This window comes from Rickettsia endosymbiont of Thecocarcelia acutangulata, assembly GCF_964263195.1.
In the GTDB taxonomy this organism is placed as follows: domain Bacteria; phylum Pseudomonadota; class Alphaproteobacteria; order Rickettsiales; family Rickettsiaceae; genus Rickettsia; species Rickettsia felis.
In genome coordinates this window covers 1,267,678-1,293,969 of record NZ_OZ181652.1, presented here as the reverse complement: position 1 = coordinate 1,293,969, position 26,292 = coordinate 1,267,678, and the positions used below count along the sequence as shown (strand labels likewise).

Sequence of the window (26,292 nt, the reverse complement as noted above, 5' to 3'; positions counted from 1 at the left end):
ACATCATTTGCACTATTATCTCTAATTACGACTGAAAATCTAACTTTTTCAGCTAATTCTAATATTTGTCGGTAAATATATAAATTAAGAATTGTTTGAATAGAATTTATAGGTTTATTATGTGCAATAATTGAGATTTAATCTTATATTTAGTAAAATAAGATAAATATTAAATGGAGGATTAGAGATGAATCTAAATCAAAAAATAATAAAGCCAAAAATAGGATTACTAGAATTAGCTAAGAGTCTTGGTAGTATATCGTCCGCCTGTAAAGCAATGGGATACAGCAGTGACAGTTATTATAGGTTCAAAGAGCTATATGAAACTGGTGGAGAAGAGGCGTTATATGAGATTAGCAGGAAGAAGCCAATTATAGCAAATAGAGTTGAACCAGCAGTAGAGAGAGCAGTATTAGATATGGCAATAGAATAACCCAGCTTATGGTCAGATGAGAGTATCAAATAAGCTTAAAAAGACTGGTATTCTTGTATCACCTGGAGGAGTTAGATCGATTTGGCTACGTAATGATTTAAATAATATCAATAAAAGACTTAAAGCATTAGAAGCAAAGATGGCTCAAGATGGTATTGTTCTTAACGAAGCTCAGTTACAAGTATTAGAGAAACGGCGTAGCGAAAAAGAAGCCCATGGTGAGATTGATACACAGCATCCAGGTTATCTAGGATGCCAAGATACATATTATGTAGGTAATTTTAAAGGTATAGGCAAGGTATATTCTCAGGTATTTATTGATAGCTATACTAGGTCGCAGATGCTAAATTATATACTGATAAAACAGCTCTTACCGCTGCTGACATGCTTAATGATAGAGTACTGCCGTGGTATGAGAGTCAGCAAATACCAGTGCTTCGTATTCTAACTGATAGAGGTGGTGAATATAAAGGAAATATAGAACATCATGCTTTTGAATTGTTCTTAAGCATTGAGGGCATTGAACATAACACTACTAAAGCATATTCTCCTCAAACAAATGGTATGTGTGAACGTTTTAATAAAACTATGAAGCAAGAATTATTTGATATGGCTATGCGTAAAAAGATTTATACTGATCTTGATGATCTACAACTTGACCTTGATATTTGGTTAGAACATTATAATAATGAAAGACCTCATTCTGGGAAATATTGTTATGGTAAAAATCCTATGCAGACCTTCAAGGATAGTAAGAAGTTAGCTGTTGAAAAGAATAATGAAATCTTATATCTTGAATACTCATCTGACAGTCATAACTTATCAGACATTCAGATATAATTTTTATAGTGCCTGTAAGATTAAATCTTGACCTCTACAGACATTCTATAATATTAATTCCACCTTCATCATCAGATATAAAGAAATTATTAACAAGCTTATATCCATTATTTGCTTGATGATGTATTTTTTCATTATATCTCGGTTCTTTCGCATATAAAGAGCGGTCTTCATCTTCTTCTAATTTTTGTCCGCTTAAAAACAACTAAGAGTAGTCGCCCCTACTCCGTTCATCCCTACCATTACAATTAGTTTATTTATACTATTTCCTGTTTTAGTAATTTCATTATGGCTTTCTACAATTAATCTTAAAAGCTTATTACCATTCTTTATGAACGGTCTTTCCAACTCATGGTAATTTTTAAGAGGTTGTAAATTTTTATTTTCGATTTCAGAATCGAGGTTTCGAGCTTTTGTTTTCTTTAAATATGCATTTACAGAATTTTTATTTAAAATATCTATTTCGGGAATGAGCTGAAATTCTGAATTATCATTAAAATTAGGAGAGATTTCTAATTCTGCTCGCTTATATTGATTATTATGTTTTATCTCTAATAAAGTTTTTATTCCGATATTAGTTATTGCTTTATTACTTACTAAAGAAAGTTTACTTATTGTCTTGTTAAGCCTAAATATTTCGGCTAAAATTTTTACTTGCTTATCATTTATACCGCAATTGTCCAAAAATACTCGCTCGATAGTCTTATTATTCCTTAAATAATCTGCTATACATTGTATATCTTCCTTTATAAAGGGGTAGTTACTAAAATTCAAAGCGGTTATATGGATAAACTCGGCAAGTCCACTATTTGGTTTTACTAATGTTTCATTAAATATAGAACGAGTATTATTAGAGAACCAAGCTATAATATCTTTAGGTTTATACTCAGATATAAAGCTTGCGTTTGGAGTTAATATATCTTTAATATTACTTAACTTCATTAATATATTAGCTTCTTCAAGAGCAGTTAAGTTTGGAGTGTTTTTTTGTTCTAAAATATTATTAAAATACTCTGTCAAAAAATCATTTATATTTTTTAAACCTTGTTCCTGTTTGGGACTACTAAGCAATGTACTGCCAACTGCCTTTATTTGATTCCACATAATAATTATTATTATACCTATTAAATTATTTGCATTTATACAAATGAAAACATTTTTGCTCTATAAGTTGAATAAATAAATATTAATACTATTTAAAAAATTTTTCTGAATAAGTAAATTTACAACAAGGATTTAAAGGTGAATTGGTAAAATTCTGAGGATAAGAAAGTTCTATTTTTTATATTGTAAAAGATTATCAATTCTATTTTTAAATTGAATTAATAGAGGATATTTTATATATATTTTGAAAGGTAAAGTTTAAGAGGCTATCTGTAAATAAATGTTAACTGATAATTTAATTTTTTTTGCTGCAAAAATCTTATTAATTTTCGCTAAAAAAGCTCTTTAATTACTAATTAACATTTATTTACAGATAATCTTTAAGATTATTTTTCTTTTGTAATTTTATCATATTTTTTTAGTTTGATAAGAATGGACTCTAGATTATCCAACTTAATCATACATGGACCATCACTTGGAGCGTTATCTGGATCTTGATGTACTTCCATATACATACCGGCGATACCTACAGCAGTTGCTGCCTTTGCAAGCAGCTCTACATATTTTCTTTCTCCGCCAGTACTACCTCCTAGCCCTCCAGGCTGCTGAACGGAATGCGTCGCATCAAAAACTACAGGTACATTTAACTCCGCCATTATTGCAAGACTACGCATATCAGATACCAAATTATTATAACCAAAACATGCACCACGCTCTGTAAATAATATATCTTTTACCCCAAAAGCTTCTAGTTTTGTTTGTACATTTTTCATATCCCACGGAGCTAGAAACTGTCCTTTTTTTACTTTTACTATTTTACCTGTTTTTGCTGCAGCTTGGAGTAAATCGGTTTGTCTACATAGAAACGCCGGAATTTGTAAAATATCTGCTATTTCGGCTGTTTCAGTACATTGACTCTCTGAATGAACATCAGTAACAATAGGGCAATCGAATTCAGATTTTACTTTTGATAAAATTTCTAAACCTTTCTCAATACCAAGTCCTCTAATCCCATTTACGGAAGTTCTATTAGCTTTATCAAAAGAAGATTTATAAATAAATGGAATCTCAAGTTTGCTAGTTAATTTAACAAGTTTTTCTGCCATAAACAACGCATGATCTTTGCCTTCAATCTGACAAGGTCCTGCAATTAGAACAAACGGTAAATCATTTCCTATTTTAATATTGTTAAGTTTTACTACTTTTTGCATAATTCTTAGATTTAATTAATTGAGCGAGGCACGGATTAGTGTTTCTCGGTTATATTAGGTGTTGATTCATTTTCTATTAAGTCATTGTTAATTATTAGCGTATAATATTTTTCTTTTATTGTCGTTAAATCATAATTACCATGATAATAACCTTCTAGGTTAATAATTTTTTTTAAATAAAAATTTACCTGCTCTGTTTCTAACGGCTCATCTATATTTTTTATAATAGACGACTTAATATTAATTAAATATGCTTTTATTTTTTTAAATTCTTTAATAATTATAAAAATATCATGCGGTTTTGTTACCAATATTCCTACAAACAAAATTAATAATATTTGTGTTAAAGACATATTTATATTAATTTCTTATGTTTATATTTTGGATTTAAAATACTTTCCCCATTAGTACTTAGCATATATTCATGGTAATCTTGATAATTTCCTTCAAACCATGTAGCATTATTTTCTTTATCATATGATATAATATGAGTAGCTATTCTATCTAAAAACCACCTATCATGACTAATTACTAATATACAACCTGCAAAATCTAAAATAGCATCTTCAAGTGCTCTTAATGTATCAATATCTAAATCATTAGACGGCTCATCTAATAATATAACATTTGCTCCTTCTTTTAATAATTTCGCCAAATGTACTCTGTTACGTTCTCCACCTGAAAGTTGTCCAACTTTTTTTTGTTGATCACCGCCTCTAAAATTAAAAGCTGCACAATAAGCTCTACTTTTAATTATTCTATTACCAAGTTGTAATTCATCTAGACCTTCTGAAATTTCTTCCCATATAGTCTTATTATCATCTAAATGATCCCGTGATTGATCAACGTAACCTAATTTTACCGTTTGACCAATTTTAATAGAACCACTATCCGGTGTTATTTTACCTGTAATAATATTAAACAAAGTAGATTTACCTGCTCCATTCGGTCCAATAATTCCTACAATAGCTCCACGTGGAACTTTAAAACTAAAATCTGATAATAATATTTTATTATTAAATTTTTTAGCTATATGTTCTGCTTCAATAACAAGATCCCCTAAACGAGGTCCGTTAGGTATAATTATTTGAGTAGGATCAGTTTTTTGTTCTTGTTGTTTATTTAATAATTCTTGATATGCTGTAATACGTGCTTTATTTTTTGATTGTCTAGCTTTTGGAGTTTGACGAATCCATTCAAGTTCACGATTCAATTGTTTTTTTCTATCATCGTTTTCTTTACTTTCTAAAGCTAATTTTTTTTGCTTCTGTTCAAGCCAAGAACTATAATTTGATTCCCACGGTATACAATTTCCACGATCTATTTCTAATATCCATTCTGTAACATTATCTAAAAAATAACGATCATGGGTAATTACTATTACGGTACCTTCATAATGCTTTAAATAACCTTCAAACCAAGAAACTGATTCTGCATCCAAATGATTTGTAGGTTCATCAAGTAACAACATATCAGGCTTCTCTAAAAGCAATTTACATAAAGCCACTCTTCTTTTTTCTCCACCGGAAATTTTTGTAATATCTGCTTCTTTTGGTGGACAACGTAAAGCAAGCATTGCGATCTCTATTTCACGTTCTAGATTCCATCCATCACAATTGTCTATTTTTTCTTGCAATTCTGCTTGTTTATCAAAAAGCTTTTGCATTTCTTCATCAGTGATTTCAGCAGCAAATTTGTTACTTATATAATTAAATTCATCAATAAGTTTTTTCTTTTCATGAAGACCTTCCATGATATTATCAAAAACATTTTTACTAGCATCAAGATACGGTTCTTGAGGTAAATATCCTACTTTTATACCGATTTTAGCTGTTGCTTTACCTTCAAACTCTTTATCAATACCTGCCATTATTTTTAATAAAGTCGATTTGCCTGCTCCATTTGGACCTATTATACCGATTTTAGCTTTTGGTAAAAATGATAAATTTGTTTCTTTTAAAATTCGTTTACCATTTATAGTCTTGCTTAAACCAACCATTTCATAAACATATTGATATGACATAAATTACTTATTTCCTTATATTATTATTTTACACCGATAAATATATTTACTACTGCATTGTATGAATTTATTGCTCTATGATCATATAATTCAAAATTAGACATTGTAATTTCTATCATTATTTTTCTTGTTTGGGTATTTATCTTAAGAAATGAAATGCTATATATATATACTTTACATTTTAACAGTTTTTTTAATTTAATTTAAATAATATCAAGTCTAATTCTTCTAAATTTTTATAATGAAATATTAATTTCCCACCTAAAGAATAATTTTCTATTGTTACTTTTACACCAAATTTTTCTGATAAAACTTTTACTAATGATTCAAGATCATTATCGGTAGCATTGTCTTTTAAAAAACGCTTTCCTACTTTGTTACTATTGTTAGGAGATTTCGTATATTCATTTTTATACCATTGTCTTACTAGTTCTTCTGTTTGACGTACATTTAAATCATTACTTATAATATGATCGGCCATTACTTCTGCATGTTCATGATTTATTAAACATCGAGCTTGTCCCATGCTTAATATATTCTCATTTACTTTATCTTGAATAGATTGTGGCAAATTATTAAGCCTTAATAAATTAGCTATATGACTACGACTTTTGCCAAGCCTTTCAGCTAATTTTTCTGTCGTATAATTAAAATTTTCTACCAAATATTTAAAGCCACGAGCTTCTTCCATAACTGTTAAATCAGTTCTTTGTATGTTCTCAATTAATGCTATTTCCATACTCTCTCTAGCATCTAAATTTTTTATAATTACTGGTATCTCTAAAACTTTTGCTAATTTACATGCACGCCAGCGTCGCTCTCCTGCTATAATTTGGAAATTATTATCAACAATAATAGGTTGTAATAAACCATTATTCAATATAGAATCTGCTAATTCTTTTATTTTATCATATTCAAAGTTTTTTCTAGGCTGATTCTCATTCGGCCTTATTTTATCAATATTTATTATTTGTATTATTTCTGATTCTATAGAAATAACTTCTTCCCCAAGTAATGAAGATAACCCTCTTCCTAGTCCTTTATTTTTCGCCATATCTTTCTAAGATTTCTTTTGTAAGTTCTATATATGCAATTGCTCCCGAACATTTATAATCATATATAATAGCCGGTTTTCCGTATGAAGGTGCTTCAGATAATTTAATATTTCTTGGGATAACGGTTTTAAATACTAATTCTCCTAAGCATTTTCTAACATCATCTTCTACTTGTTCAGTTAAACGATTACGCTTATCATACATTGTAAATAATATACCTGCAATCTTTATCTTAGGATTTAATTTTTTTTCTACAATTTCAATTGTTTTTAGCAAGTGACTTAATCCTTCTAATGAATAAAAATCACATTGCATTGGAATCAACACTTCATCGCTTGCAACTAAAGCGTTTACTGTTAATAAATTTAATGAAGGAGGGCAATCAATAATTACATAATCATATAATATCTTTATTTCTTCCAATAGCTTCATTAAAATATATTCTCGGTCCTTTAATTTTGTTAAATCTAATTCAGCAGCAGATAGATTAGTGTTTGAAGTAATTATTTCTAAATTTGGTATGTCTGTAGAAATTATTGCATCTTTCAATTTTATTAAATTTGTTAATACTTGATATATAGTATTTTTGCGTTGTTGCTGGCTAATTCCAAAACCAGTACTACTATTCCCTTGAGGATCAAGATCTATAACTAAAATTTTTTTATTTACAGCAGCAAAAGCTGTAGCTAAATTTACAGTAGTTGTAGTTTTAGCCACCCCTCCTTTTTGATTAACAATAGCAATTACTTTCATATAATTTTTGTTAAATTACTAACTTCTAGAATTTTTCCTTCTTCACAAGTAATACTTTGATGTATTAAATAATCAAATAACCACATTTCTTTAGCTTCTACTATTTCTGTTAAATAATTTTTTCCTTTTAATAATAAAAATTTTTCTTGTACTGAAATATTTTTTATACAATTAAATATTGTATTTAATTTAGAGAAAGCTCTACAAGTCAATATACTACAATCTATTTCTACTTTTTCTATTCTTTGATTGATTATTTGTATGTTATTATTTGATATCTTTGATGCTTTTTCTAAAAATATACATTTACGTAAATTAGCTTCTATTAAACTTACTTTTGCTACCCCTGCTATAGATAATACTATACCGGGAAAACCAGCCCCACTTCCTATATCAACCAAGTGTATTTCTTTATTATCAATATATTGCATTAATTGTAATGAGTCTAATATATGACGTTGCCAAAAATTATGTATAGTATTATCCGATACAAGATTAATTGATTTATTCCATTTTTTAACTAACTTTTGAAAAATTTCTAACTTTTCAATTATTTCACGTGGAACTTTCATCACTATATTTAGTTTTTAAATAAATTATAATAGCCGTAATTGCTGCAGGTGTAATCCCTGAAATTCGACGTGCTACACCAATAGTAGTAGGTTTATGAGAAGAAAGTTTTTCCTGTATCTCTAATGATATACTTGGTATTTTAAAATAGTCAATATTTTTAGGTATTAACTGTACCTCTTCACTTTGAAATAAATTAATATCTACGTGTTGTCTAGTTAAATATGAAGCATATTTTGCTTCAATATAGAGTAATTGCAAAATATCATTATTTTGCATTTCTTTAAGCATAGGAAAAATTTTAATAGCTTGTTCAACATTAAAACTAGGTATTTTAAATAAGTCTAATACTGTTTTATATGTACCATCCTGTGCAACCTGTATACCCATTTTAGCAAGTTTACTAGTAGTTAAAGACAAGGTATTTAATAATAATTTTGTTTTTTCTATATTTTCACATTTTTTTGTAAATATTTTTTTACGTTTTTCTGATACAACACCAATGTTTATCCCTAATTCCGTTAAACGTAAATCAGCGTTATCTGCTCTTAAAGATAATCTATATTCTGAGCGAGAAGTAAACATACGATAAGGTTCTATAGTACCAAAGGTTGTTAAATCGTCAATCATTACTCCAATATAACTATTTGCTCTTGTTAACATAAACGGTACTTGATCTTTTACTGCTAAAGCAGCATTTATACCGGCTATTATACCTTGCCCTGCGGCTTCCTCATATCCTGTAGTACCGTTAATTTGCCCAGCAAAATACAATCCAGCTATTTTTTTTGTCTCTAGCGTAACACTTATTTCACGTGGATCAACATAATCATATTCTATAGCATAACCTGGACGTAAAACCTTTACATTTCCTAATCCTGGTATTGTTTTAATTAATTTATGTTGTACATCTTCAGGCAAAGAAGTAGAAATACCGTTTGGATAAATCGTATAATCATCTAACCCTTCAGGTTCTAAAAATATACGATGTTCTGATTTTGTACTAAATCTGACTATTTTATCTTCAATAGAAGGACAATATCGCGGTCCTATTCCTTCTATCTGCCCTGAATACATTGCGGATTTATTAAGGTTCTCACGTATAATATCATGAGTTTCTGAGGTTGTTTTTGTAATAAAACAATTTATCTGAGGAACATTGACAACACTTGTTAATTCAGAAAAAGGACGAGGAGTTTTATCGCCGGGCTGTAAAGCTGTTTTACTATAATCAATAGTACGCCCGTCAATTCTTGGTGGTGTACCTGTTTTTAAACGGGCAATCTTAAATCCTACTTTTTTTAATGTATTTGATAATCCATACGAAGGCTCTTCATCTACTCTACCGGCAGGAATTTTTTTTTGTCCAATATGAATAAGACCTGATAGAAAAGTACCAGTAGTTAATATAATTTTTTGACAAGGAATTTTGCTATCGTTATTTAAAATAACCGCTTCAACTTTAGAAGATTTAATTTCTATATCTTCTACTTTTCCATATAGTATATCTAGATTAGGGTAATTTGTTAATATTTGATACATCGCTTTTTTATAAAGCTTTCGATCAGCTTGAGCTCTAGGTCCCCAAACTGCCGGTCCTCTAGTCTCATTCAGCATTTTATAATGTATACCGGCTTGGTCTATAACATAGCCCATTAACCCATCAAGTGCATCGATTTCTTTAACTAATGTACCTTTTGCAATTCCACCAATTGCTGGATTGCAAGACATTTCACCTAAATTTCCCGATTTTAACGTAATTAAGAGAGTAGGAACTCCAAGACGTGCAGAAGCAGCAGCTGCTTCTACGCCTGCATGTCCACCGCCTATAACTATTACGTCATATTTTAGCATTAATTATTCTATAATTTCAGATTTGTTAAAGAAAAATTCGATTTCTCTTTTCGCACTGTTTTCACTATCTGAACCATGAATACTATTAGCCTCAATTGATTCGCCTAAATCTTTTCTAATAGTTCCCGCTTCAGCTTCAGCAGGATTAGTTGCACCCATAATGGTACGGTTTAAAATTATAGCATCTTCCCCCTTAAGAACTTGAAGTACTACCGCTCCTGAAGTAATATATTCAACTAAGCTACTAAAAAACGGTCTTGCTCTATGTTCATCGTAGAAACACTCAGCTTCATATTTAGTTAAAAATTTCATTTTCTGAGCTACTATCTTTAAGCCTGCATTTTCCAAATAAGTATTAACTTGTCCTATTTTATTCCTCTTGATAGCATCAGGCTTAATCATTGAAAAAGTATATTGTATTGTCATTTTATAACCTATTTATATAATTGTTAAATTTATTTTTTAGCTGAACGATTCCATGTTAAAGCAAATAACCCTCCTCCTAAAAGAGCAGAAATACTGAAAAATATAAATACCCCATTCCAACCGTAATTATCGCTAATCCATCCTACGCCGACTCCAGCAATAGCCGCTCCTAAATAACCAAATAACCCTGATAATCCATTAGCCGTACCGACAGCTTGACGAGTACTAAAATCAGCAGCTGCTATACCTACAAGAAGCTGAGGTCCTGAAACAAAAAAGCCTATTAAAGAAAGAATTGCTATACTTAATAATTCACTTTGAATAGGAATTTTCCAAAACAAGACTAACAATAAGCTAAGCAATACCATACATATGGATGCAACAGGACCTCGACGACCTTGAAATAGTTTATCAGATAAAACACCTGCTATTAATGCCCCTGGGATACCTATCATTTCATATAAACCGATTTGCAAGCCTGCATTTGCAAGGCTTATATTACGTAAATCTTTTAAAAATGTTGGAGCCCAATAAATTACTCCGGAACGTATTATATAAACAAACATGTTTGCTAAACAAACATACCATATTAGCTTATTACAAAAGACCATTTTAAGTAATTGAGGAGTTAATAGCTTCTCATAATCCCCTATAGCTTCAGGCGGATATTCTTTATATTCCTCTACGGTAGATAAGCCTACTTCTTTTGGAGAATTACGAATCCTATTATATAAAAAAAGCGATACTACACAAGCAACTACACCGGGAACGAAAAAAGCAGCTCTCCAATCAAATTTATCGATTAAATAACCGCAGCTTATCATAGCAAGAGCACCACCTATTTGATTAGAAGTTGCACCCATAGCCCATTTAGTTCCAAGTTCTTTTGAAGCGAACCAGTGAGTAAGCATTTTTGTTGCAGGAGGCCAACCCATAGATTGAAACCAGTTACTGGCTATCCATAAAATTCCTATAAGCCATAAAGAATCTGCAAAACCTATTAGAATAGTAATGACCCCAACAAATAAAAGACCCAAAACCATAAATATCCGAGCGTTAACTTTATCGCTAATAAACCCATTACACGCTTTACTAACTCCATACATAATAGATGAAGCAGTTAATATCCAACCAATTTGTGTTTTAGTAACCCCAAAATATTCTCTTATAGCAGGTGTTGCTATATTAAAATTCTGACGACAAAAATAAAAAGTCGCATAACCTATAATAATAGAATACAAAATCCTTATTCGCCAACTGTTATATTTTTTTACATATGGCGATCTTGGAGTTTTAATTTTGGGCTTTGTATCTGTCATATTATAAACTCTCCGACTATAAAAAAAGCAAGTTTCTTAGAAACTTGCTTTTTTATTTTAACAAACTCTATTTTTCAGTTTTATTTACCAAAACTTGATACTCTTTATTTAAACCTTTAACGGCATATATCCATAATATTACTATTACAAAGAATATAGAAGCAAAATATGGTGTTGCCTCAACAAAACCGAATGCAGGAAATAAAATAAAGAATGTGGATTGAATAATAGCACCACCCGATTTACCGAATCTTCCTCCGATAACTTCAACAGCAGCCTGTCCTTTTACTCGTAAATCCTTATCAAGCGGAATATATGCCATGTTTTTAGTGGCATCAAATAAAGAATATTTTACACCTTTACTTAAAACATTTTGAATCATACCGATCATAACAGCAAGTGCTAAAGGACCTGAAGCAAGAATACCTGTTAAATGCATAGCAATAACACTATCAAAAAAGATAAATGCAAAAAATGCTGCACCGGTAATTAACATCATTAATGGAGTTATCATAGCTGCAGCTAACCATGATACTTTTCTTAAAATATTACTACCTATAAGCATGAAAGCAATTGCAACCCAACCCTGATAAAATTGGAACTTACCCATATATATAGTATAAGCCTCTTTCGTCGGATACAATTCTTTTACTTTGGATTTCCAAACGCCTTCAACTAAGTTTACTGAAATACCATAAGCAATAAGTAACAATGCAATATAACCTACATACTTAGAGGTAAAGATCATTTTAAAACTGTCTATTAATGACATTTTAGCTTCAGCTTTCTTTTCTTTTACTAATGCCGGATCATAAAGTCTAGGATCGGTTAGAACGTTTCTATTCATCCATCTATATGTTAATATTACCAAAAAGCTACTTGTTATCATTATAACAAATAAAGGCACAAATTTTAGATGTTCTGCAACTATTTGAGTTTTTTCATGCAAGAAATATCCAATAATCACGGATGTTACAGGCAATGCTAAATTAGCAAGTAAACCAAACATTGAGTAAAAACGTTTAGCTTCATCGGTTTTAGTAATTTGGTTAGCAAACTGCCAAAATAATAAACTAAGCATCATTGTTCCCCAAAGCTCTGCCATAGTATAAAAAGATGCAAAGCTCCATTTCCCAACTATTCTTATAAACCATTTAAAATTAGGGTAAGCTAAACTTAAAGATTCTATGGTTTCAGGATCAGGATGAACTAAATCAGGGTAGGGGTAAAGAACAAACGCAAATAACACAAAATACCCTAAGAAAAATAAAGTAATAACATAAAATACATTTTCTTGCTTTAAAATATCGCAGAGCTTAACATAAATTACCATAGCGATTACGGCAGAAGGTAGTACTATGTATGTTTTTAAGAAACTTATTGCTTCTGCCCCTATATCCGTTACTACAAATCCGTCTTTAATTGAACGAAGCGTTGAGTAGTTTAATAAAATACAGAACATCATAAATGCCATAGGCAAAAACTTCTTATTTTCGTATTTTTCTATGGGCCAAATTACCTTTCTTAGTTCCGAGAGATAATTATCGCTTTTGGGAGTATTCATAAATTAAATTTTTCTATTTATTTTGAAGATAAATATTATACTAGAATATGTTAGAAAAGTCAAACCTATTGATTTTTTCTCAAAGGAAATATAAATAAATGTATTAACTCTGAGATGTATAAAAGAAATATGATAATTTATTTACTTGATTTTAATTTCTATCTATAATTTTCTATTTATAAATTATTATAATAAAATTAGGGAAGCTATATACTTGTATAACCTAAATTTTTTCGATATAATACTGTACGAGTATAGTTAAGTGTTAGATTTTAAAAGTGTTGTTGATTTATTAGAAAAATTACCTACTGAACAAAAATGCATAGATTATTTTACTTATATACGTTAGGCTAACGGAGCTTATTGTCTGCATTGCAGCAACCAAAAGATTTTTCATTATTTATCTTATAAACCCTTGGTAGTTCGACATGAAACTCAAAGTAGTTAAAAATGAAGAATTATCTTTTAACGAGGCTTTAGCAATGATAGGTCAAGCTCCGTTAAAAATTAATTCTCCAGAGATTGAAGAAGACGGAATCCCTAAACCATTTATAAAATGGGCAGGGGGAAAAAGAAGCCTTATTAAAGAGTTGTGCTTACGCTTACCTGCTAGTTACAATAATTATTATGAGCCTTTTATAGGAGGAGGAGCACTTTTTTTTGCACTCATTCCGGATAAAGCTATTATATCTGATATAAACTTAGATTTGATTATTACATACAAGGTGATTAAGGATGAAGCTCGAGCATTAATTGAGCTATTAGCTAAGCATAAAGCTAATCACTCTCAAGATTATTACTATGCTGTTAGAAAAAACACAGATAGTGATAACCCTATTGAGATAGCAGCACGTTTCATATACCTTAACAAGACCTGTTATAATGGTCTTTATAGAGTAAATAGCAAAGGAGAATTCAATGTCCCGATGGGAGTTATATTAATCCTAATATTCTTGATGAGAATAACATAATTGCGTGTAGTAAAGCTTTGCAAAATGCTGAAATAATATATCAGGATTTCGGCAATATTTTGCCTAAGCCTAAAGATTTCGTTTATATAGACCCGCCATATCAACCTATTAATCATACTTCATTTACAAAATATACAAAGCTTGATTTTACAGAAGCAGATCAGATTAAGCTTTATGAAAAATGCAGAGAATTACATAAGAACGGTGTATATTTTATGCTTTCAAATTCAGATAGCGATTTTATAAAGAACTTATACAAGTCTTTTAGTATAGATATAGTAAATGCACCAAGAAGCATAAATTGTAAATCCGACAGTAGGCAAAGAACTAATGAAGTTTTAATAAGAAATTATTAGTACAATGGTAAAACAAATTGAAATTTTACAAGCTAATAAAACTGGAAACGAACTTGAGATTTTTATACAAGATCGACTAAAAAGAGAAGGGTATTGTTTTGTACTTAATAAAAGATTTAGTGCAGCTAGAATCCTTAAACAGCCTATTTATACTAGACAGTTTGAAGTTGGCAAAAGTATTTATGGTACTAAATGGAAATGCGATTTTATATTATATCATCCAGAACGTCACCCCAATTGCCTAGTAATAGAATCTAAGTGGCAACAATCAGGAGGTTCAGTTGATGAAAAATATCCTTATCTTGTTTTAAACATAAAAGAACAAGGAATTTACGATACTATAATAATAATTGATGGTAATGGATATAAAAAAGAAGCCTTGAAATGGCTAAAGGCTCAAGTTGGCAGTAATTTAATAGAAGTTTTTAGTATGTCTGAATTTACATCTTGGGTAAATAAAAAGAAAATATAGGTTATACAAATATATAATTCCCATAAAATATATGTCCAAATTAAAAATAGCTTTTTTATTAACTGCTATAATTTTCATAACAGGTTGTAAAAGTAATATGAAAAATGAAAATAATATTTCACTACCGGAATATGTAACCTTAAACTTAGAGACTCTAAATAATTCTGAGGCAAAAACGTTAAACTTCCCTTTATCTGCAGAAGATTTACGTGATATATCTATTTTAGAAAAGAAATATGATCAAGAAGAAAATTGTGCAGGACTTGCCGCACCGCAAATAGGTATATCAAAGCGTATAATAATATTTGCAGTACATGAAAATGAAGAGTTAAAAAAATGGCGTCCTGATCTTAAGGATACAATGCCTAAAACTATATGGATTAATCCCTCATATAAACCGATAGGTATTGATAAACATGAAGATTACGAGAGATGCTTTTCTGTTGAAAATGCTACAGGTCCAGTTGCAAGATTCAAAAAGATTCATTATCACGCATATGATATAAATGGAAATCAAATCCAAGGCATTGCAGAAGGATTTTTAGCAAGAGTTATCCAGCATGAAATCGATCATCTAAACGGAAAAGTATTTTTAGATTATGTAGCTCCTGAAAAAATAATGACAAAAGAAAAATATTTAGAAAAACGTAAAAAAGCTATGGAGCAGGAAAATATAAAATCTTAGTCTTGTCTGAGTTCTCTAAACCTTATAAATATCATTTTAGCTAAAATTTAGTATGTCATAAGAGCGGCGTTGCCCTCATGACACTGTTACGTGGATGCCAAATCGTCATTGTGAGGAGGCATTGTTGCGTAGACCGGTAAAACCCACTGTGTCACCCCGTGGCTTGCTAACTAGGTCCATAAAAACAACAAAAAATACTAATAATTTTAGTATTTTTAACTGGATCCCGTGGTCAAGCCACGGGATGACATAGGTGAAATTGATCCATGCAACAATGCCTCGCAGAAATAATATCATTCCATATTAAGGCAGCGTAAATTCAGTCTATATTATTTGGTATAATAACTATTGCATCGGATACGGGACGTATTGTATGTTCGCCTAAAGCTTCATCTTCATCGCCTGTAACATTATGTGCAATAATTGAGATTTAATCTTACATTTAGTAAAATAAGATAAATATTAAATGGAGGATTAGAGATGAATCTAAATCAAAAAATAATAAAGCCAAAAATAGGATTACTAGAATTAGCTAAGAGTCTTGGTAGTATATCGTCCGCCTGTAAAGCAATGGGATACAGCAGGGACAGTTATTATAGGTTCAAAGAGCTATATGAAACTGGTGGAGAAGAGGCGTTATATGAGATTAGCAGGAAGAAGCCAATTATAGCGAATAGAGTTGAACCAGCAGTAGAGAGAGCAGTATTAGATATGGCAATAGAATACCAGCCTTATGGTCAGATGAGAGTATCAAATAAGCTTAAAAAGACTGGTATTCTTGTATCACCTGGAGGAGTTAGATCGATTTGGCTACGTAATGATTTAAATAATATCAATAAAAGACTTAAAGCATTAGAAGCAAAGATGGCTCAAGATGGTATTGTTCTTACCGAAGCTCAGTTACAAGTATTAGAGAAACGGCGTAGCGAAAAAGAAGCCCATGGTGAGATTGATATACAGCATCCAGGTTATCTAGGATGCCAAGATACATATTATGTAGGTAATTTTAAAGGTATAGGCAAGGTATATTCTCAGGTATTTATTGATAGCTATACTAGGGTCGCAGATGCTAAATTATATACTGATAAAACAGCTCTTACCGCTGCTGACATGCTTAATGATAGAGTACTGCCGTGGTATGAGAGTCAGCAAATACCAGTGCTTCGTATTCTAACTGATAGAGGTGGTGAATATAAAGGAAATATAGAACATCATGCTTTTGAATTGTTCTTAAGCATTGAGGGCATTGAACATAACACTACTAAAGCATATTCTCCTCAAACAAATGGTATGTGTGAACGTTTTAATAAAACTATGAAGCAAGAATTATTTGATATGGCTATGCGTAAAAAGATTTATACTGATCTTGATGATCTACAACTTGACCTTGATATTTGGTTAGAACATTATAATAATGAAAGACCTCATTCTGGGAAATATTGTTATGGTAAAAATCCTATGCAGACCTTCAAGGATAGTAAGAAGTTAGCTGTTGAAAAGAATAATGAAATCTTATATCTTGAATGCTCATCTAACAGTCATAACTTATCAGACATTCAGATATAATTTTTATAGTGCCTGTAAGATTAAATCTTGACCTCTATACATTATTTATAATTTTTCTGCCTATAAATAACGTAGAAGAGCCGCCGCCGTCTAAATTGATTGCCGATTCACATCCAAGGTTTAACATATAATCTGCAAGTTCTGTTTTAGTTAGCCCTATCACAGTATCATTAACAAGATGTTTTTCTAAAATTTTTAACGCTTCAGGGAGTGTTAATTCCTCAAAAGCTACTCCTTTTTCTTTTCGTAGAATTGATTTAACTTGCACAAACTTAAGGTCTTTTATGTGTTGCTTATAAATATGCTCGGCTACAACTATCACTATAGTACCGTCATTACGCACTCCTAAAGCAGTACGAGCATGAGCCGGATCATCTTGCTTTTATATTATCTACAATATTTTTACCGTTTTGAACTAATACAGGAATGCCCGTTACTACTGAAGCAGTTTTGCTTAAATTTATATACTTACCGTCTTATCAATAAATTCTAAATTCAGCTTCACGGCATCATTTATATTTACTATCGGCAAGCTTACTTCTTTTGGGAAAGATAATACAAAACCTTTTTGCGGAATTTGATTATCACCATGATTGCTTATGTCCATAATAATCAAATTCTGATCAATCAAGATTTCCTTATTAGTATATGGCGTTAATGTAGTAAGACATCCAAACATCATTATAGAAATTAATATCTTTTGAGTTTGAAAAATAATTAACTTGATTTGGAACAATAGATTTATCGCCTATTGCTACTGAAATTTTTGCTGATGCTTTAGTAATTTGAATATTACCTTGATCCATAATTAACAAGCTCTGTATCTTATTTCTAAGACTGAATAGCTTGCCGTCAACCATTAAGGTAAGGCTAGGTCTACCGTCATCGCTACCTGCAATCTCAAAGAATCCGGCATTAATAGCAGCAACTGCATTAGTGCGGCGTGCTATAGCGTCTACTGTTTCTCTGCCTATAACCTGATTATGAGCCTTGACTAATTTCAATTGAAAATTTTTAGGATCAATATTTAGCACATGAATCACATGCTTATCTTTTTCATAACGACTATATGTTAAGCCTGTATGTTCCTTTGCATATATTTTAAAACTGAATATTAAAATCACGAATAAATAAACTAGTCTGATCATATTGTTTTACCTTTTTCTAACAATAAAATTTAGCCATAATGACTCTTTACTCGGCAAGAATCTCTTACTCTTTTCCGTCCATATTTTAACTGCCTCAAAAAGCCCGTTAAAATAAGGTTTTATTGTATCTTCATTCATATTATAAAAATCACGAGCATCACGTTGTATAATATCTGAACCATATCCGTAAGAAGCATAAAAAATTCCTTCTGGCTTTAATGCAGCGTGAATTTTTTTATAAACATTGGTTGTTTCATTATAAGGTACATGGAGGAGAGTTGCTTGAGCCCAAACACCGTCAAACAACTCCTTAAAATCCATATCTTGAAAAGTTGAGTGTAGTACATTTATTTCGGTTTCTTTTGTAGCTAATTTAACCATTTCGGTTGAACCGTCAAAAGCAGTAACTTGATATCTTTGACTTAAAAAATATTTTGTATCACGACCAACTCCGCAACCGGCATCTAAAATGTGAGCCTGTTTTGGTAAATAACTTATGAATTCTTTATAATTATCGGATAAATCCGCATTGATTGTTCTGTTATAAAACTCTTGAGCATTATTATTATAATATTGTATATTTTTCATAATTTTATATTTATTCCCAACTATTAGTATATTTATACTCACCAAACAATAAAATACAAATAATTTCTATTATATCTTTTCATTGACTATTAGACTTAAAAATGGTCTACTTATTAAGAATAAGGCTTAAGGTTTATATGATAAAAAAAATAATATTTGGAATAGCTATTTTACTGAGTCTAAGCTGCTTTGCCAATAGTACAACTTCTGACGGCTCAAAAAAAGATGCAGCAAAAACCAACGACGCTACAACACAAAAAATTATAGATGATTTTTCTGCTTACGCCGGTACTATAAAACCGGAAGTACGCAAGGAAATACAAGAATATAGAGTAGAAATAGTCGATATTAATAAGAAGAAACGTGAACTATATAACAGCCTTTCCAAAGAGGCTCAAAATTTTTTAGCAGAGCAGCAAAAATATAAACAAAAACTATCCATCTTTAAACTACCTACAGAAGACGATTCTCCAAATAATACTGCTAATTCTAAAGATAATAAGGATACAGATACAAAATAAAATCTGTTATTTTGTGAACTTGTAGATGTATGGTATGGGTAGATAAAACCTGTTCCTATTCATTCCCGCAAAAGCGAGAATCCAGTACTTTAAAGCTTTTTTAAAGTTTTACCTTGAAAAAAATGATATAATAAAAAATCTTTAAAATTAAGATTTTTTATCCTGGATCCCCGCTTTTGGGCGTTGTTGCATGGCTCAAAAAACGCCCTCGATGTCATACCGTGGCTTGACCACGGCATCCAGAAAAACAACTAAAAATATCAATATTATTGATATTTTTAACTAGATCCCGTGAATAAATCACGGGATAACAGGAGGAAAATCGAACCATGCAACAACGCCCCGCTTTTAGCTAGGTGTTTCATAAATCTGCTCTACTACGCCGTCAACTCCCATTAAGAACGTATAGACCTTTAATTGAGGGAATTTTTCTTTGATTAGGTTACGTGCTTTATTTAAAATTTCCGCATGTGCTGCCGTTTCTTTTTCACGTGTGTCTAAATGTTCTTGACCTACAAGCATCTTGTAAGCTCCACAATCTCTATGGTCAAGAAACACAATTTGTTTAATATTATGTAACTGCTGTAAAATTCCTATCGTATCTTCTATTGTTTTTCCCCAGTAAGTATTTCTCATTCACGAGTGCAAGCGATGCACCGGGCAGTGATACTTTATCAAAATTATCTTCTAACCCTAATTGCTTCATTAATTTATCTGTTTCATCTATTAATCTAAAATCTACACAACTAATTAAAAGAGTAGAAGATTCATTTAATGTTTTTAAATGTTCATTACTTACTTCTACCTTTACAACTTTCTTATTGGCAATTATATCATTGTTAGCAGCGTAAAGATTTAAACTAGACACCATAATAAACCCTAAAATTATATATTTTACATATATCATAAAATTCTCCTATTTAAAAATATTTCTTACATGCTTTAAAATAAGAATAACCTGTAATGATTGTTAAAAAAGCGGCAATCCATAAAATTATTTCCCCTACTATATCTAAATAAATAATTCCTGAACCTTTAGAGCCTAATATCAATATCGATAAAGCAAACATTTGTAAAAACGTTTTTACCTTAGCGAGTCTCGATACAGGCACACTAACCTTTACTAAAGCTAAAAATTCCCGAAGGCCGCTAACTAAAAATTCTCGTGCTAAAATTAATAGACAAGGTATCTCATCTACATTATCTTTTTTTAGTAGCATTATAATAACGCAACCTACTAGTAGCTTATCTGCTATAGGATCAAACATCTTGCCAAAGCTCGTAACTAAATTATATTTTCTTGCAATATAACCGTCAAAAAAATCCGTAATACTAGCTAAAACAAATAATAATGCTCCAAGTTTACGTGCAAGTGAATTATTTATATAAAATGCCAGTATAATAACCGGAATTACCATTATTCGAGCAATAGTTAGATAATTAGGTAAATTTTTATCTATTCTCATTAATTAATTAAATTTATTAATATAATATTGTTGAATTATGGATAGAATATTATTCCAAGACCAATATATTAAAAGTCCCACAGGAAAACTACTAAACATAAATAAAAAAATTAGTGGCATAAATTTCATTACTTGAGCTTGCATCGGATCTGCAGGTTCAGAACTCATTTTTTGCTGTAAGAACATAGTAATAGCCATTAAAATAGGCCATGCTCCAATCATTAAAAATGATGGCGGCGAGAACGGTAACAAGCCGAATAAATTAAAAATAGTAGTAGGGTCAGGAGCAGATAAGTCTTTAATCCAACCGTAAAACGGTGCTTGCCGCATTTCAATAGTTACATACAATACTTTATAGATAGAGAAAAATATCGGAATTTGAACAAGTATAGGTAAACAACCCGCTACCGGATTTACTTTTTCTTTTTTATATAAAGCCATTATTTCTTGATTTAAACGTGCCTTATCATCACTGTATAAATTTTTTATCCTATCGATTTCCGGCTGTAAATTTTTCATTTTTTTCATCGAACGATAAGACTTATTGGCTAAAGTAAACATTAATAGCTTAATTATAACCGTAACAATTAATATACTAACACCGAAATTACCAACATAGCCATAGAAAAAATTCATAGCGTAGAAGACTGGCTTAGTAATTATGTAAAACCAACCGAAATCAATAGCTCTATCAAATAATTTAATATCATATTGTTTTTCATATTGATCAAGTAAGTCTACTTTTTTTGCTCCAGCAAAAATTCTGCTTTTAATGGAAAAATTTTCGCCAGGCTTTATTATTTGTACCGGTGAAATAAAATCTACCTGATATTTTTCAGTACCTTGTTTAGCAGCGTAATTAAAATTTGAGCTATAATTACTTGATTTATCAGGAATTAAAGCAGATAGCCAATATTTATCGGTAATTCCTATCCAGTCAACTTTACTTGATGCAAATTTTTCACTTTTTTTATCTTTAATATCATCATACGAATATTCTTTAAGATTCTCGTCTATACAACCGATAGGTCCTTGATGTAGTATATTTACCGCTTTTTCCACTGCGGTATATTTATGATTTATTAAACCATATGATTGGATTGGAAGCTCTTTATCGCTATTATTAACGATAGTTTGCTCTATAGTAAATAAATAATTCTCATCGATGGTAATAGTAACTAAAAATTTAACTCCGTCTTCATTAACCCAAAATAAATTAACGGGTTTTCCAGGGCTTAATATTTCACCATCGCTATTCCATATAGTATCGTTATTAGGTAATTTTATGCTAGATAGATTACTAACTAAGCCAATTTCAGCAAAATAAGCATTCTCTGTATTAGTAGGCGAAAACAATACTACATCAGGACTGTTTTTAGATAAATCCTGCTTATATTTTTTTAATATTAAATCATCAAATCTCAGTCCTTTTAATGAAATAGAACCGGTGAGTGATTCAGATTCTATTTTAATACGCTGTATCCCGCTTTCTTCTTGAACAACAATATCAATGGCAGGTTCTACTAAAGCTTTTAACTGTTGTTTCTTTAAATTTTCTGCTTTCTGCACTGCTATTTGCTGTTGCTGTTTTTTTTGTTCAGGTTTTACAACAAAATACTGCCAACCGAAAATTATACTTAAAGACAGTATAATAGCGGCTATTAAATTAATTATATTATTATTCATTCCTAGGTCTTAAATTTTCATATTTTTAAAGCTTAAAGTTTTAAAGCATTTAGAGAAAATAATCAAGTAGTATATATACTTCTTTTCTTTCAAAAATAGTGAATATCCAAGATGAAGGGTGGCTTCCATCTTGGATACAAATTTAACTTCAGATATATTATACCACTCCTACATTCTGAAATATTTTTAATTTAAATTCAGGAAGTATAGAAATTAAATGTTCAGAAATATTATCTTGTATATTTTCATAGCCTACTAAATTCACTTCTTTAACAAAGATATATATTTCTATAGGCAACCCATTAATCGTAGGTTCAAGCTGTCTTACTAAAAAAGTAAATCCTTCAGTATAAACTGCCGGATTATTTTTTAGATATTCCTGAATATATAATTTGAATAGTTTAATGTTGGTTAAATCTTTCTCTTCTTTATCAAGAGTTATTTTATCTATTACATCCTTTGATATATAAGGAGATTTTTTTAGTTCTTTTAAAATAGTAGCATCACAGAAGTTAATAGTTGCCATATTAATATTAAATACTCTCTTTACCCTTCTTGCTCCTGATTCACTAATTCCTCTATAATTAGTTACATTAGAATTTAAAATACTGTAAGTAGGAACTGTAGAAATAGATTGGTCAAAATTCCTAATTGTTACTACGGAAATAGTAATTTTTTCAACTGTTCCTTCAATTTTGCCTATACGTACCCAATCTCCAATATTAATAATTTCTTGAGTAGTTAGTTGCAAACTTGCAAGTAACCCTAAAACGGTATCTTTGAAAACAAATGTTAAAAGAGCTGCTGCCGCACCTAAACTTGTTAAGAATGTACTAAGCGAAATATTTAATATATATGAAATAGTTACCATTGCTGCAATAACTATGACAATAATTTTTAATATTTGAAAATATAAGCTAAGCGGTGCATTTTTTGTAACGGCCTTGATCCTATTGTTATACAAATCTGCAAAAGCATCTATAAGCGTTAATAATAACATCGTCACGGATATACTAGTATATAAGATTACTATAGTATCTTTGATTCCCAGTAATACATGTGCTTTAAAAGAAGTAGGATGAAAAACATTTCCCCAACCTATAAAGTAAAGTGCTAATAAAGTGTGTAATAAATAACGAAATATAGGATATTTTTTTAGTATCCTTTCATAATCATCATAATGATGTCTAGTTAAATAATTTTTTACAGGAATAAAAATTAATCTTTTAATTAGAAATACCACCGGTATAAGAGATACTAACATAACAAACAATAATACTAACTCAGTACTTGAGTTATGATATAGATCCATTAAATATTGCATATTTTACCTATCATTATTATTGTAAATATAAATCTTTTTTATTATTACTAAGAATTTTATTTTTATCAATAATTTTAACTCAAAAGAACTTGGTATTGCTAACCAAATATAGATACTGTCATTGCGAAGCCACGAAGTGGCTGTGGCAATCCATAAAAATAATAAAAAACCGGATTGCGTACGTACAATTACTTACGTAATTTTCCGTAACTCAGACGTTAAATGAATTAAATAACTTATTATGACATTTCCTAATATCAATCCCATTATTTTCTCTATAGGTCCACTTGCTGTCTCTTGGTATTCTCTTTCATATGTAGTAGGAATTTTGCTAGGTTGGTTCTATGCAAACAAAATTATAGAAAAATTTAAGCCTCAAATTACTAAAAAAAATCTAGAAGATTTCATTACTTATGCCGTTATAGGCATAATAGTCGGAGGCAGACTAGGATTTGTTTTATTATATAACCCTTCTAGATATTTTTCAAATCCAATAGATATCTTAAAAACTTATGAAGGCGGTATGTCTTTCCATGGCGGAGCTTTAGGGGTGATTATTGCTGCTTATTTGTTTTGTCGAAAATATAAAATTAATTTTTTAAGTCTCACAGATATAATAGCCCCTGTAGTACCTATCGGATTATTTTTAGGTAGAATCGCTAATTTTATTAACGGCGAACTATACGGACGTATTACAAACTCTTCTTTTGGTATGATTTTTCCTAATAGTGATTTGATGCCAAGACATCCTAGTCAATTATATGAAGCTTTTTTTGAAGGTTTAGTATTATTTTGTATCTTAGCGTATGCAACATTTAAGTACAAAACTCTTAAAAAGTACGGTTTAAACTCAGGAATATTTTTAATATTTTATTCTCTTTTCCGAATCGCTATTGAAATATTTAGAGAACCAGACATACAAATCGGGTTTATTTTAGATAGCTTAACTATGGGACAAATCTTATCTGTACCTATGTTACTTTTAGGAAGTTATTTAATATGTCAATCGAATCCAAAATAAGACAATCAATTGAACAAAACGGCTATATTACTTGCGATGTTCTCATGCATGAAGTATTACAATCAAATCCTACTTCCTATTATAAGCAAGTAAAATCATTGGCTAGCGAAGGGGACTTTGTTACGGCTCCTGAAATTTCGCAGCTATTCGGTGAAATTATCGGCTTATGGTGTATCAAGGAGTGGCAAAGAATCGGTTGCCCAAAAAGTCTTAGTTTGGTTGAGCTTGGCCCTGGTCGAGGTCTATTAATGCGTGATTTACTACGCACTGCAAAATTAGTACCGGAATTTTACAAAGCTTTATCAATTGAACTAATAGAAATTAATCAAAATTTTATTGCTCATCAAAAGGCTAATTTACAAGATATTAATTTACCGATTAGCCATCGATCATTTATAGAAGATATACAAAAAAAACCTACTATAATAATAGCTAATGAATTTTTTGATGCTATGCCGATAAAGCAATATATTAAAGTCAAGGAATTATGGTATGAAAGAATATTTGTAGTGCAACCGGTAGATGGCAGAATTAAATACGATAAAATAAGCGTTAATAAGCAATTACAAGAATATTTGCTGCGTACTCATATTGAAGCAAAAGACGGAGCAGTACTTGAAAAATCTTATAACTCAATAGAAATTATAAAATTTATAGCACAGCATCTAAAAAAACTAAGCGGCAGCTGCTTAATAATAGATTACGGCTATGATCTAGCTCCGGATAACAGAACTAGATATCAGTATAATCCAACATTACAAGCGGTTAAAAACCATAAATATTGCCCCATCCTTGAAAATCTTGGAGAAGCTGATTTATCGGCACATGTGGATTTTTATACATTAAAAACAGTAGCTAAAAATAGTAAAATAAATGTAATAGATACAATATCGCAACGAGATTTTTTAATAGAAAACGGAATCTTATTACGCAAGCAAACATTGCAAGACAAGCTTAGCGAGGAGCAAGCAAGGATAATAGAAAAACAAGTAGAAAGACTAATATCTTCAAAACAAATGGGAAAATTATTTAAAGTTCTACAAATAACGTATTAATATTAATCTCTCTGTAGAAAGTTTAATAATTTAGTTCTTATCTATATTAGTAGGAGCGTTAGAAGTGTTTTCTCCTGAAGATGTTTCTCCTAATAATTTTTTTGCCCAGTCTTGTGCATTAAAATTAGCAATTTCAGCTTCTACACTTGCATTCTTATCAGATCGCTTATCATATTGTTCTGCAAATCTCATCTCTTCTTCAGTTAGTTTATTATCTTTTGACATATAATTCCCTTTTAATCAATATTATTTTATATACTCATACCTGTAGTTTTTTAGGT

At 30.4% G+C, this 26,292-nt stretch carries 26 protein-coding genes and 5 pseudogenes; 10 read left to right on the top strand and 21 right to left on the bottom strand.

Annotated elements, in window-relative coordinates:
* Nucleotides 1-187: 187 nt before the first annotated feature.
* A pseudogene (locus ACE38Q_RS07000) lies at nucleotides 188-1,273 on the top strand (IS481 family transposase).
* A 34-nt stretch (nucleotides 1,274-1,307) separates the two neighbouring features.
* Here ACE38Q_RS07000 and ACE38Q_RS06995 read toward each other — a convergent pair.
* From ACE38Q_RS06995 to tlc1, 12 genes are all read right to left on the bottom strand, one after another.
* Entirely contained in the window at nucleotides 1,308-1,478 is a 171-nt protein-coding gene (locus tag ACE38Q_RS06995; RefSeq protein WP_500190791.1) for a hypothetical protein, read from the bottom strand.
* Nucleotides 1,469-2,377, bottom strand: coding sequence for a hypothetical protein (locus ACE38Q_RS06990; RefSeq protein WP_500190789.1), 909 nt, complete (start codon nucleotides 2,375-2,377; stop codon nucleotides 1,469-1,471). The genes ACE38Q_RS06995 and ACE38Q_RS06990 overlap by 10 nt, the downstream gene beginning before the upstream one ends.
* A 386-nt stretch (nucleotides 2,378-2,763) precedes the next feature.
* Nucleotides 2,764-3,588 carry a 3-deoxy-8-phosphooctulonate synthase gene (gene kdsA / locus ACE38Q_RS06985; RefSeq protein WP_500190787.1) on the bottom strand — a complete coding sequence of 275 codons (825 nt, stop codon included), beginning with the start codon at nucleotides 3,586-3,588 and terminating at the stop codon, nucleotides 2,764-2,766.
* A 35-nt stretch (nucleotides 3,589-3,623) separates the two neighbouring features.
* The gene (locus ACE38Q_RS06980) at nucleotides 3,624-3,941 is read right to left on the bottom strand and encodes a DUF2672 domain-containing protein (RefSeq protein ID WP_500190785.1); all 318 of its coding nucleotides are present in this window, start codon (nucleotides 3,939-3,941) and stop codon (nucleotides 3,624-3,626) included.
* A gap of 2 nt (nucleotides 3,942-3,943) precedes the next feature.
* Nucleotides 3,944-5,611, bottom strand: a complete 1,668-nt coding sequence (gene ettA, locus ACE38Q_RS06975; protein ID WP_500190783.1) for an energy-dependent translational throttle protein EttA — start codon at nucleotides 5,609-5,611, stop codon at nucleotides 3,944-3,946.
* A gap of 193 nt (nucleotides 5,612-5,804) precedes the next feature.
* Entirely contained in the window at nucleotides 5,805-6,665 is an 861-nt protein-coding gene (locus ACE38Q_RS06970) for a ParB/RepB/Spo0J family partition protein (RefSeq protein ID WP_500190781.1), read from the bottom strand.
* Nucleotides 6,652-7,419 (bottom strand): ParA family protein, encoded by a 768-nt coding sequence (locus ACE38Q_RS06965; protein ID WP_485441161.1) that lies wholly within the window; start codon nucleotides 7,417-7,419, stop codon nucleotides 6,652-6,654. Before ACE38Q_RS06965 ends, ACE38Q_RS06970 begins: the two co-directional genes overlap by 14 nt.
* Nucleotides 7,416-7,991 carry a 16S rRNA (guanine(527)-N(7))-methyltransferase RsmG gene (gene rsmG, locus ACE38Q_RS06960; protein WP_500190777.1) on the bottom strand — a complete coding sequence of 192 codons (576 nt, stop codon included), beginning with the start codon at nucleotides 7,989-7,991 and terminating at the stop codon, nucleotides 7,416-7,418. Before rsmG ends, ACE38Q_RS06965 begins: the two co-directional genes overlap by 4 nt.
* On the bottom strand, nucleotides 7,975-9,843 hold the full coding sequence (gene mnmG, locus ACE38Q_RS06955) for a tRNA uridine-5-carboxymethylaminomethyl(34) synthesis enzyme MnmG (RefSeq protein ID WP_500190775.1): 1,869 nt from the start codon (nucleotides 9,841-9,843) through the stop codon (nucleotides 7,975-7,977). The genes rsmG and mnmG overlap by 17 nt, the downstream gene beginning before the upstream one ends.
* Before the next feature lie 3 nt (nucleotides 9,844-9,846).
* Nucleotides 9,847-10,269, bottom strand: coding sequence for a nucleoside-diphosphate kinase (gene ndk, locus ACE38Q_RS06950; RefSeq protein ID WP_500190771.1), 423 nt, complete (start codon nucleotides 10,267-10,269; stop codon nucleotides 9,847-9,849).
* A 29-nt stretch (nucleotides 10,270-10,298) separates the two neighbouring features.
* A complete protein-coding gene (locus ACE38Q_RS06945) occupies nucleotides 10,299-11,588 on the bottom strand; it encodes an MFS transporter (protein WP_500190769.1) in 1,290 nt (429 codons plus the stop codon).
* A 67-nt stretch (nucleotides 11,589-11,655) separates the two neighbouring features.
* Nucleotides 11,656-13,152: an ATP/ADP exchange transporter Tlc1 gene (gene tlc1 / locus ACE38Q_RS06940; RefSeq protein ID WP_500190766.1), complete on the bottom strand. Its 1,497-nt coding sequence runs from the start codon at nucleotides 13,150-13,152 to the stop codon at nucleotides 11,656-11,658.
* A 428-nt stretch (nucleotides 13,153-13,580) separates the two neighbouring features.
* Between tlc1 and ACE38Q_RS06935 the strand changes: the two are divergent.
* The 5 genes and pseudogenes from ACE38Q_RS06935 (at nucleotide 13,581) to ACE38Q_RS06915 (ending at nucleotide 17,202) form a co-directional block, all read left to right on the top strand.
* A pseudogene (locus ACE38Q_RS06935) lies at nucleotides 13,581-13,794 on the top strand (hypothetical protein).
* Nucleotides 13,743-14,479, top strand: a pseudogene (locus tag ACE38Q_RS06930) (DNA adenine methylase). Before ACE38Q_RS06935 ends, ACE38Q_RS06930 begins: the two co-directional pseudogenes overlap by 52 nt.
* Nucleotides 14,480-14,483: 4 nt before the next feature.
* A complete protein-coding gene (locus ACE38Q_RS06925; protein ID WP_500190763.1) occupies nucleotides 14,484-14,951 on the top strand; it encodes a PD-(D/E)XK nuclease superfamily protein in 468 nt (155 codons plus the stop codon).
* Nucleotides 14,952-14,982: 31 nt separating this feature from the next.
* Nucleotides 14,983-15,636, top strand: a complete 654-nt coding sequence (locus ACE38Q_RS06920) for a peptide deformylase (RefSeq protein ID WP_500190760.1) — start codon at nucleotides 14,983-14,985, stop codon at nucleotides 15,634-15,636.
* A 480-nt stretch (nucleotides 15,637-16,116) separates the two neighbouring features.
* The gene (locus ACE38Q_RS06915; protein WP_500190757.1) at nucleotides 16,117-17,202 is read left to right on the top strand and encodes an IS481 family transposase; all 1,086 of its coding nucleotides are present in this window, start codon (nucleotides 16,117-16,119) and stop codon (nucleotides 17,200-17,202) included.
* Between the two features lie 34 nt (nucleotides 17,203-17,236).
* Here the strand turns inward: ACE38Q_RS06915 and ACE38Q_RS06910 are convergent, their stop codons facing one another.
* The 4 genes from ACE38Q_RS06910 to ACE38Q_RS06895 all read right to left on the bottom strand — a co-directional run bounded on the left by ACE38Q_RS06910 (nucleotide 17,237) and on the right by ACE38Q_RS06895 (nucleotide 18,938).
* Nucleotides 17,237-17,545 carry a phosphodiester glycosidase family protein gene (locus ACE38Q_RS06910; protein WP_500190756.1) on the bottom strand — a complete coding sequence of 103 codons (309 nt, stop codon included), beginning with the start codon at nucleotides 17,543-17,545 and terminating at the stop codon, nucleotides 17,237-17,239.
* 117 nt (nucleotides 17,546-17,662) lie between these two features.
* Complete coding sequence (locus tag ACE38Q_RS06905; protein WP_500190754.1) at nucleotides 17,663-17,809, bottom strand: hypothetical protein; 147 nt, start codon at nucleotides 17,807-17,809, stop codon at nucleotides 17,663-17,665.
* A gap of 34 nt (nucleotides 17,810-17,843) precedes the next feature.
* A complete protein-coding gene (locus tag ACE38Q_RS06900) occupies nucleotides 17,844-18,350 on the bottom strand; it encodes a hypothetical protein (RefSeq protein ID WP_500190751.1) in 507 nt (168 codons plus the stop codon).
* Between the two features lie 6 nt (nucleotides 18,351-18,356).
* Complete coding sequence (locus ACE38Q_RS06895) at nucleotides 18,357-18,938, bottom strand: class I SAM-dependent methyltransferase (RefSeq protein WP_500190749.1); 582 nt, start codon at nucleotides 18,936-18,938, stop codon at nucleotides 18,357-18,359.
* A 137-nt stretch (nucleotides 18,939-19,075) separates the two neighbouring features.
* Between ACE38Q_RS06895 and ACE38Q_RS06890 the strand changes: the two genes are divergently transcribed.
* The gene (locus tag ACE38Q_RS06890; protein ID WP_500190746.1) at nucleotides 19,076-19,459 is read left to right on the top strand and encodes a hypothetical protein; all 384 of its coding nucleotides are present in this window, start codon (nucleotides 19,076-19,078) and stop codon (nucleotides 19,457-19,459) included.
* 186 nt (nucleotides 19,460-19,645) lie between these two features.
* Nucleotides 19,646-19,742, top strand: a pseudogene (locus tag ACE38Q_RS06885) (permease); the annotation flags it as partial.
* Nucleotides 19,743-19,807: 65 nt separating this feature from the next.
* Here ACE38Q_RS06885 and ACE38Q_RS06880 read toward each other — a convergent pair.
* From ACE38Q_RS06880 to ACE38Q_RS06865, 4 genes and pseudogenes are all read right to left on the bottom strand, one after another.
* Nucleotides 19,808-20,366, bottom strand: a pseudogene (locus ACE38Q_RS06880) (carbonic anhydrase).
* 13 nt (nucleotides 20,367-20,379) lie between these two features.
* Nucleotides 20,380-20,925, bottom strand: a complete 546-nt coding sequence (gene pgsA, locus ACE38Q_RS06875) for a CDP-diacylglycerol--glycerol-3-phosphate 3-phosphatidyltransferase (RefSeq protein WP_202069581.1) — start codon at nucleotides 20,923-20,925, stop codon at nucleotides 20,380-20,382.
* A gap of 3 nt (nucleotides 20,926-20,928) precedes the next feature.
* The gene (yidC, locus tag ACE38Q_RS06870) at nucleotides 20,929-22,611 is read right to left on the bottom strand and encodes a membrane protein insertase YidC (RefSeq protein ID WP_500190743.1); all 1,683 of its coding nucleotides are present in this window, start codon (nucleotides 22,609-22,611) and stop codon (nucleotides 20,929-20,931) included.
* A gap of 157 nt (nucleotides 22,612-22,768) precedes the next feature.
* Nucleotides 22,769-23,935 (bottom strand): mechanosensitive ion channel family protein, encoded by a 1,167-nt coding sequence (locus ACE38Q_RS06865; RefSeq protein ID WP_500190741.1) that lies wholly within the window; start codon nucleotides 23,933-23,935, stop codon nucleotides 22,769-22,771.
* Nucleotides 23,936-24,176: 241 nt separating this feature from the next.
* On the opposite strand from ACE38Q_RS06865, the gene lgt reads away from it, so the two are divergent.
* Both lgt and ACE38Q_RS06855 read left to right on the top strand, forming a co-directional pair.
* On the top strand, nucleotides 24,177-24,956 hold the full coding sequence (gene lgt / locus ACE38Q_RS06860) for a prolipoprotein diacylglyceryl transferase (protein WP_500190739.1): 780 nt from the start codon (nucleotides 24,177-24,179) through the stop codon (nucleotides 24,954-24,956).
* The gene (locus tag ACE38Q_RS06855; protein ID WP_500190736.1) at nucleotides 24,935-26,011 is read left to right on the top strand and encodes a class I SAM-dependent methyltransferase; all 1,077 of its coding nucleotides are present in this window, start codon (nucleotides 24,935-24,937) and stop codon (nucleotides 26,009-26,011) included. The genes lgt and ACE38Q_RS06855 overlap by 22 nt, the downstream gene beginning before the upstream one ends.
* A 30-nt stretch (nucleotides 26,012-26,041) precedes the next feature.
* Here the strand turns inward: ACE38Q_RS06855 and ACE38Q_RS06850 are convergent, their stop codons facing one another.
* A complete protein-coding gene (locus tag ACE38Q_RS06850) occupies nucleotides 26,042-26,236 on the bottom strand; it encodes a hypothetical protein (RefSeq protein ID WP_500190734.1) in 195 nt (64 codons plus the stop codon).
* Nucleotides 26,237-26,292: the final 56 nt, after the last annotated feature.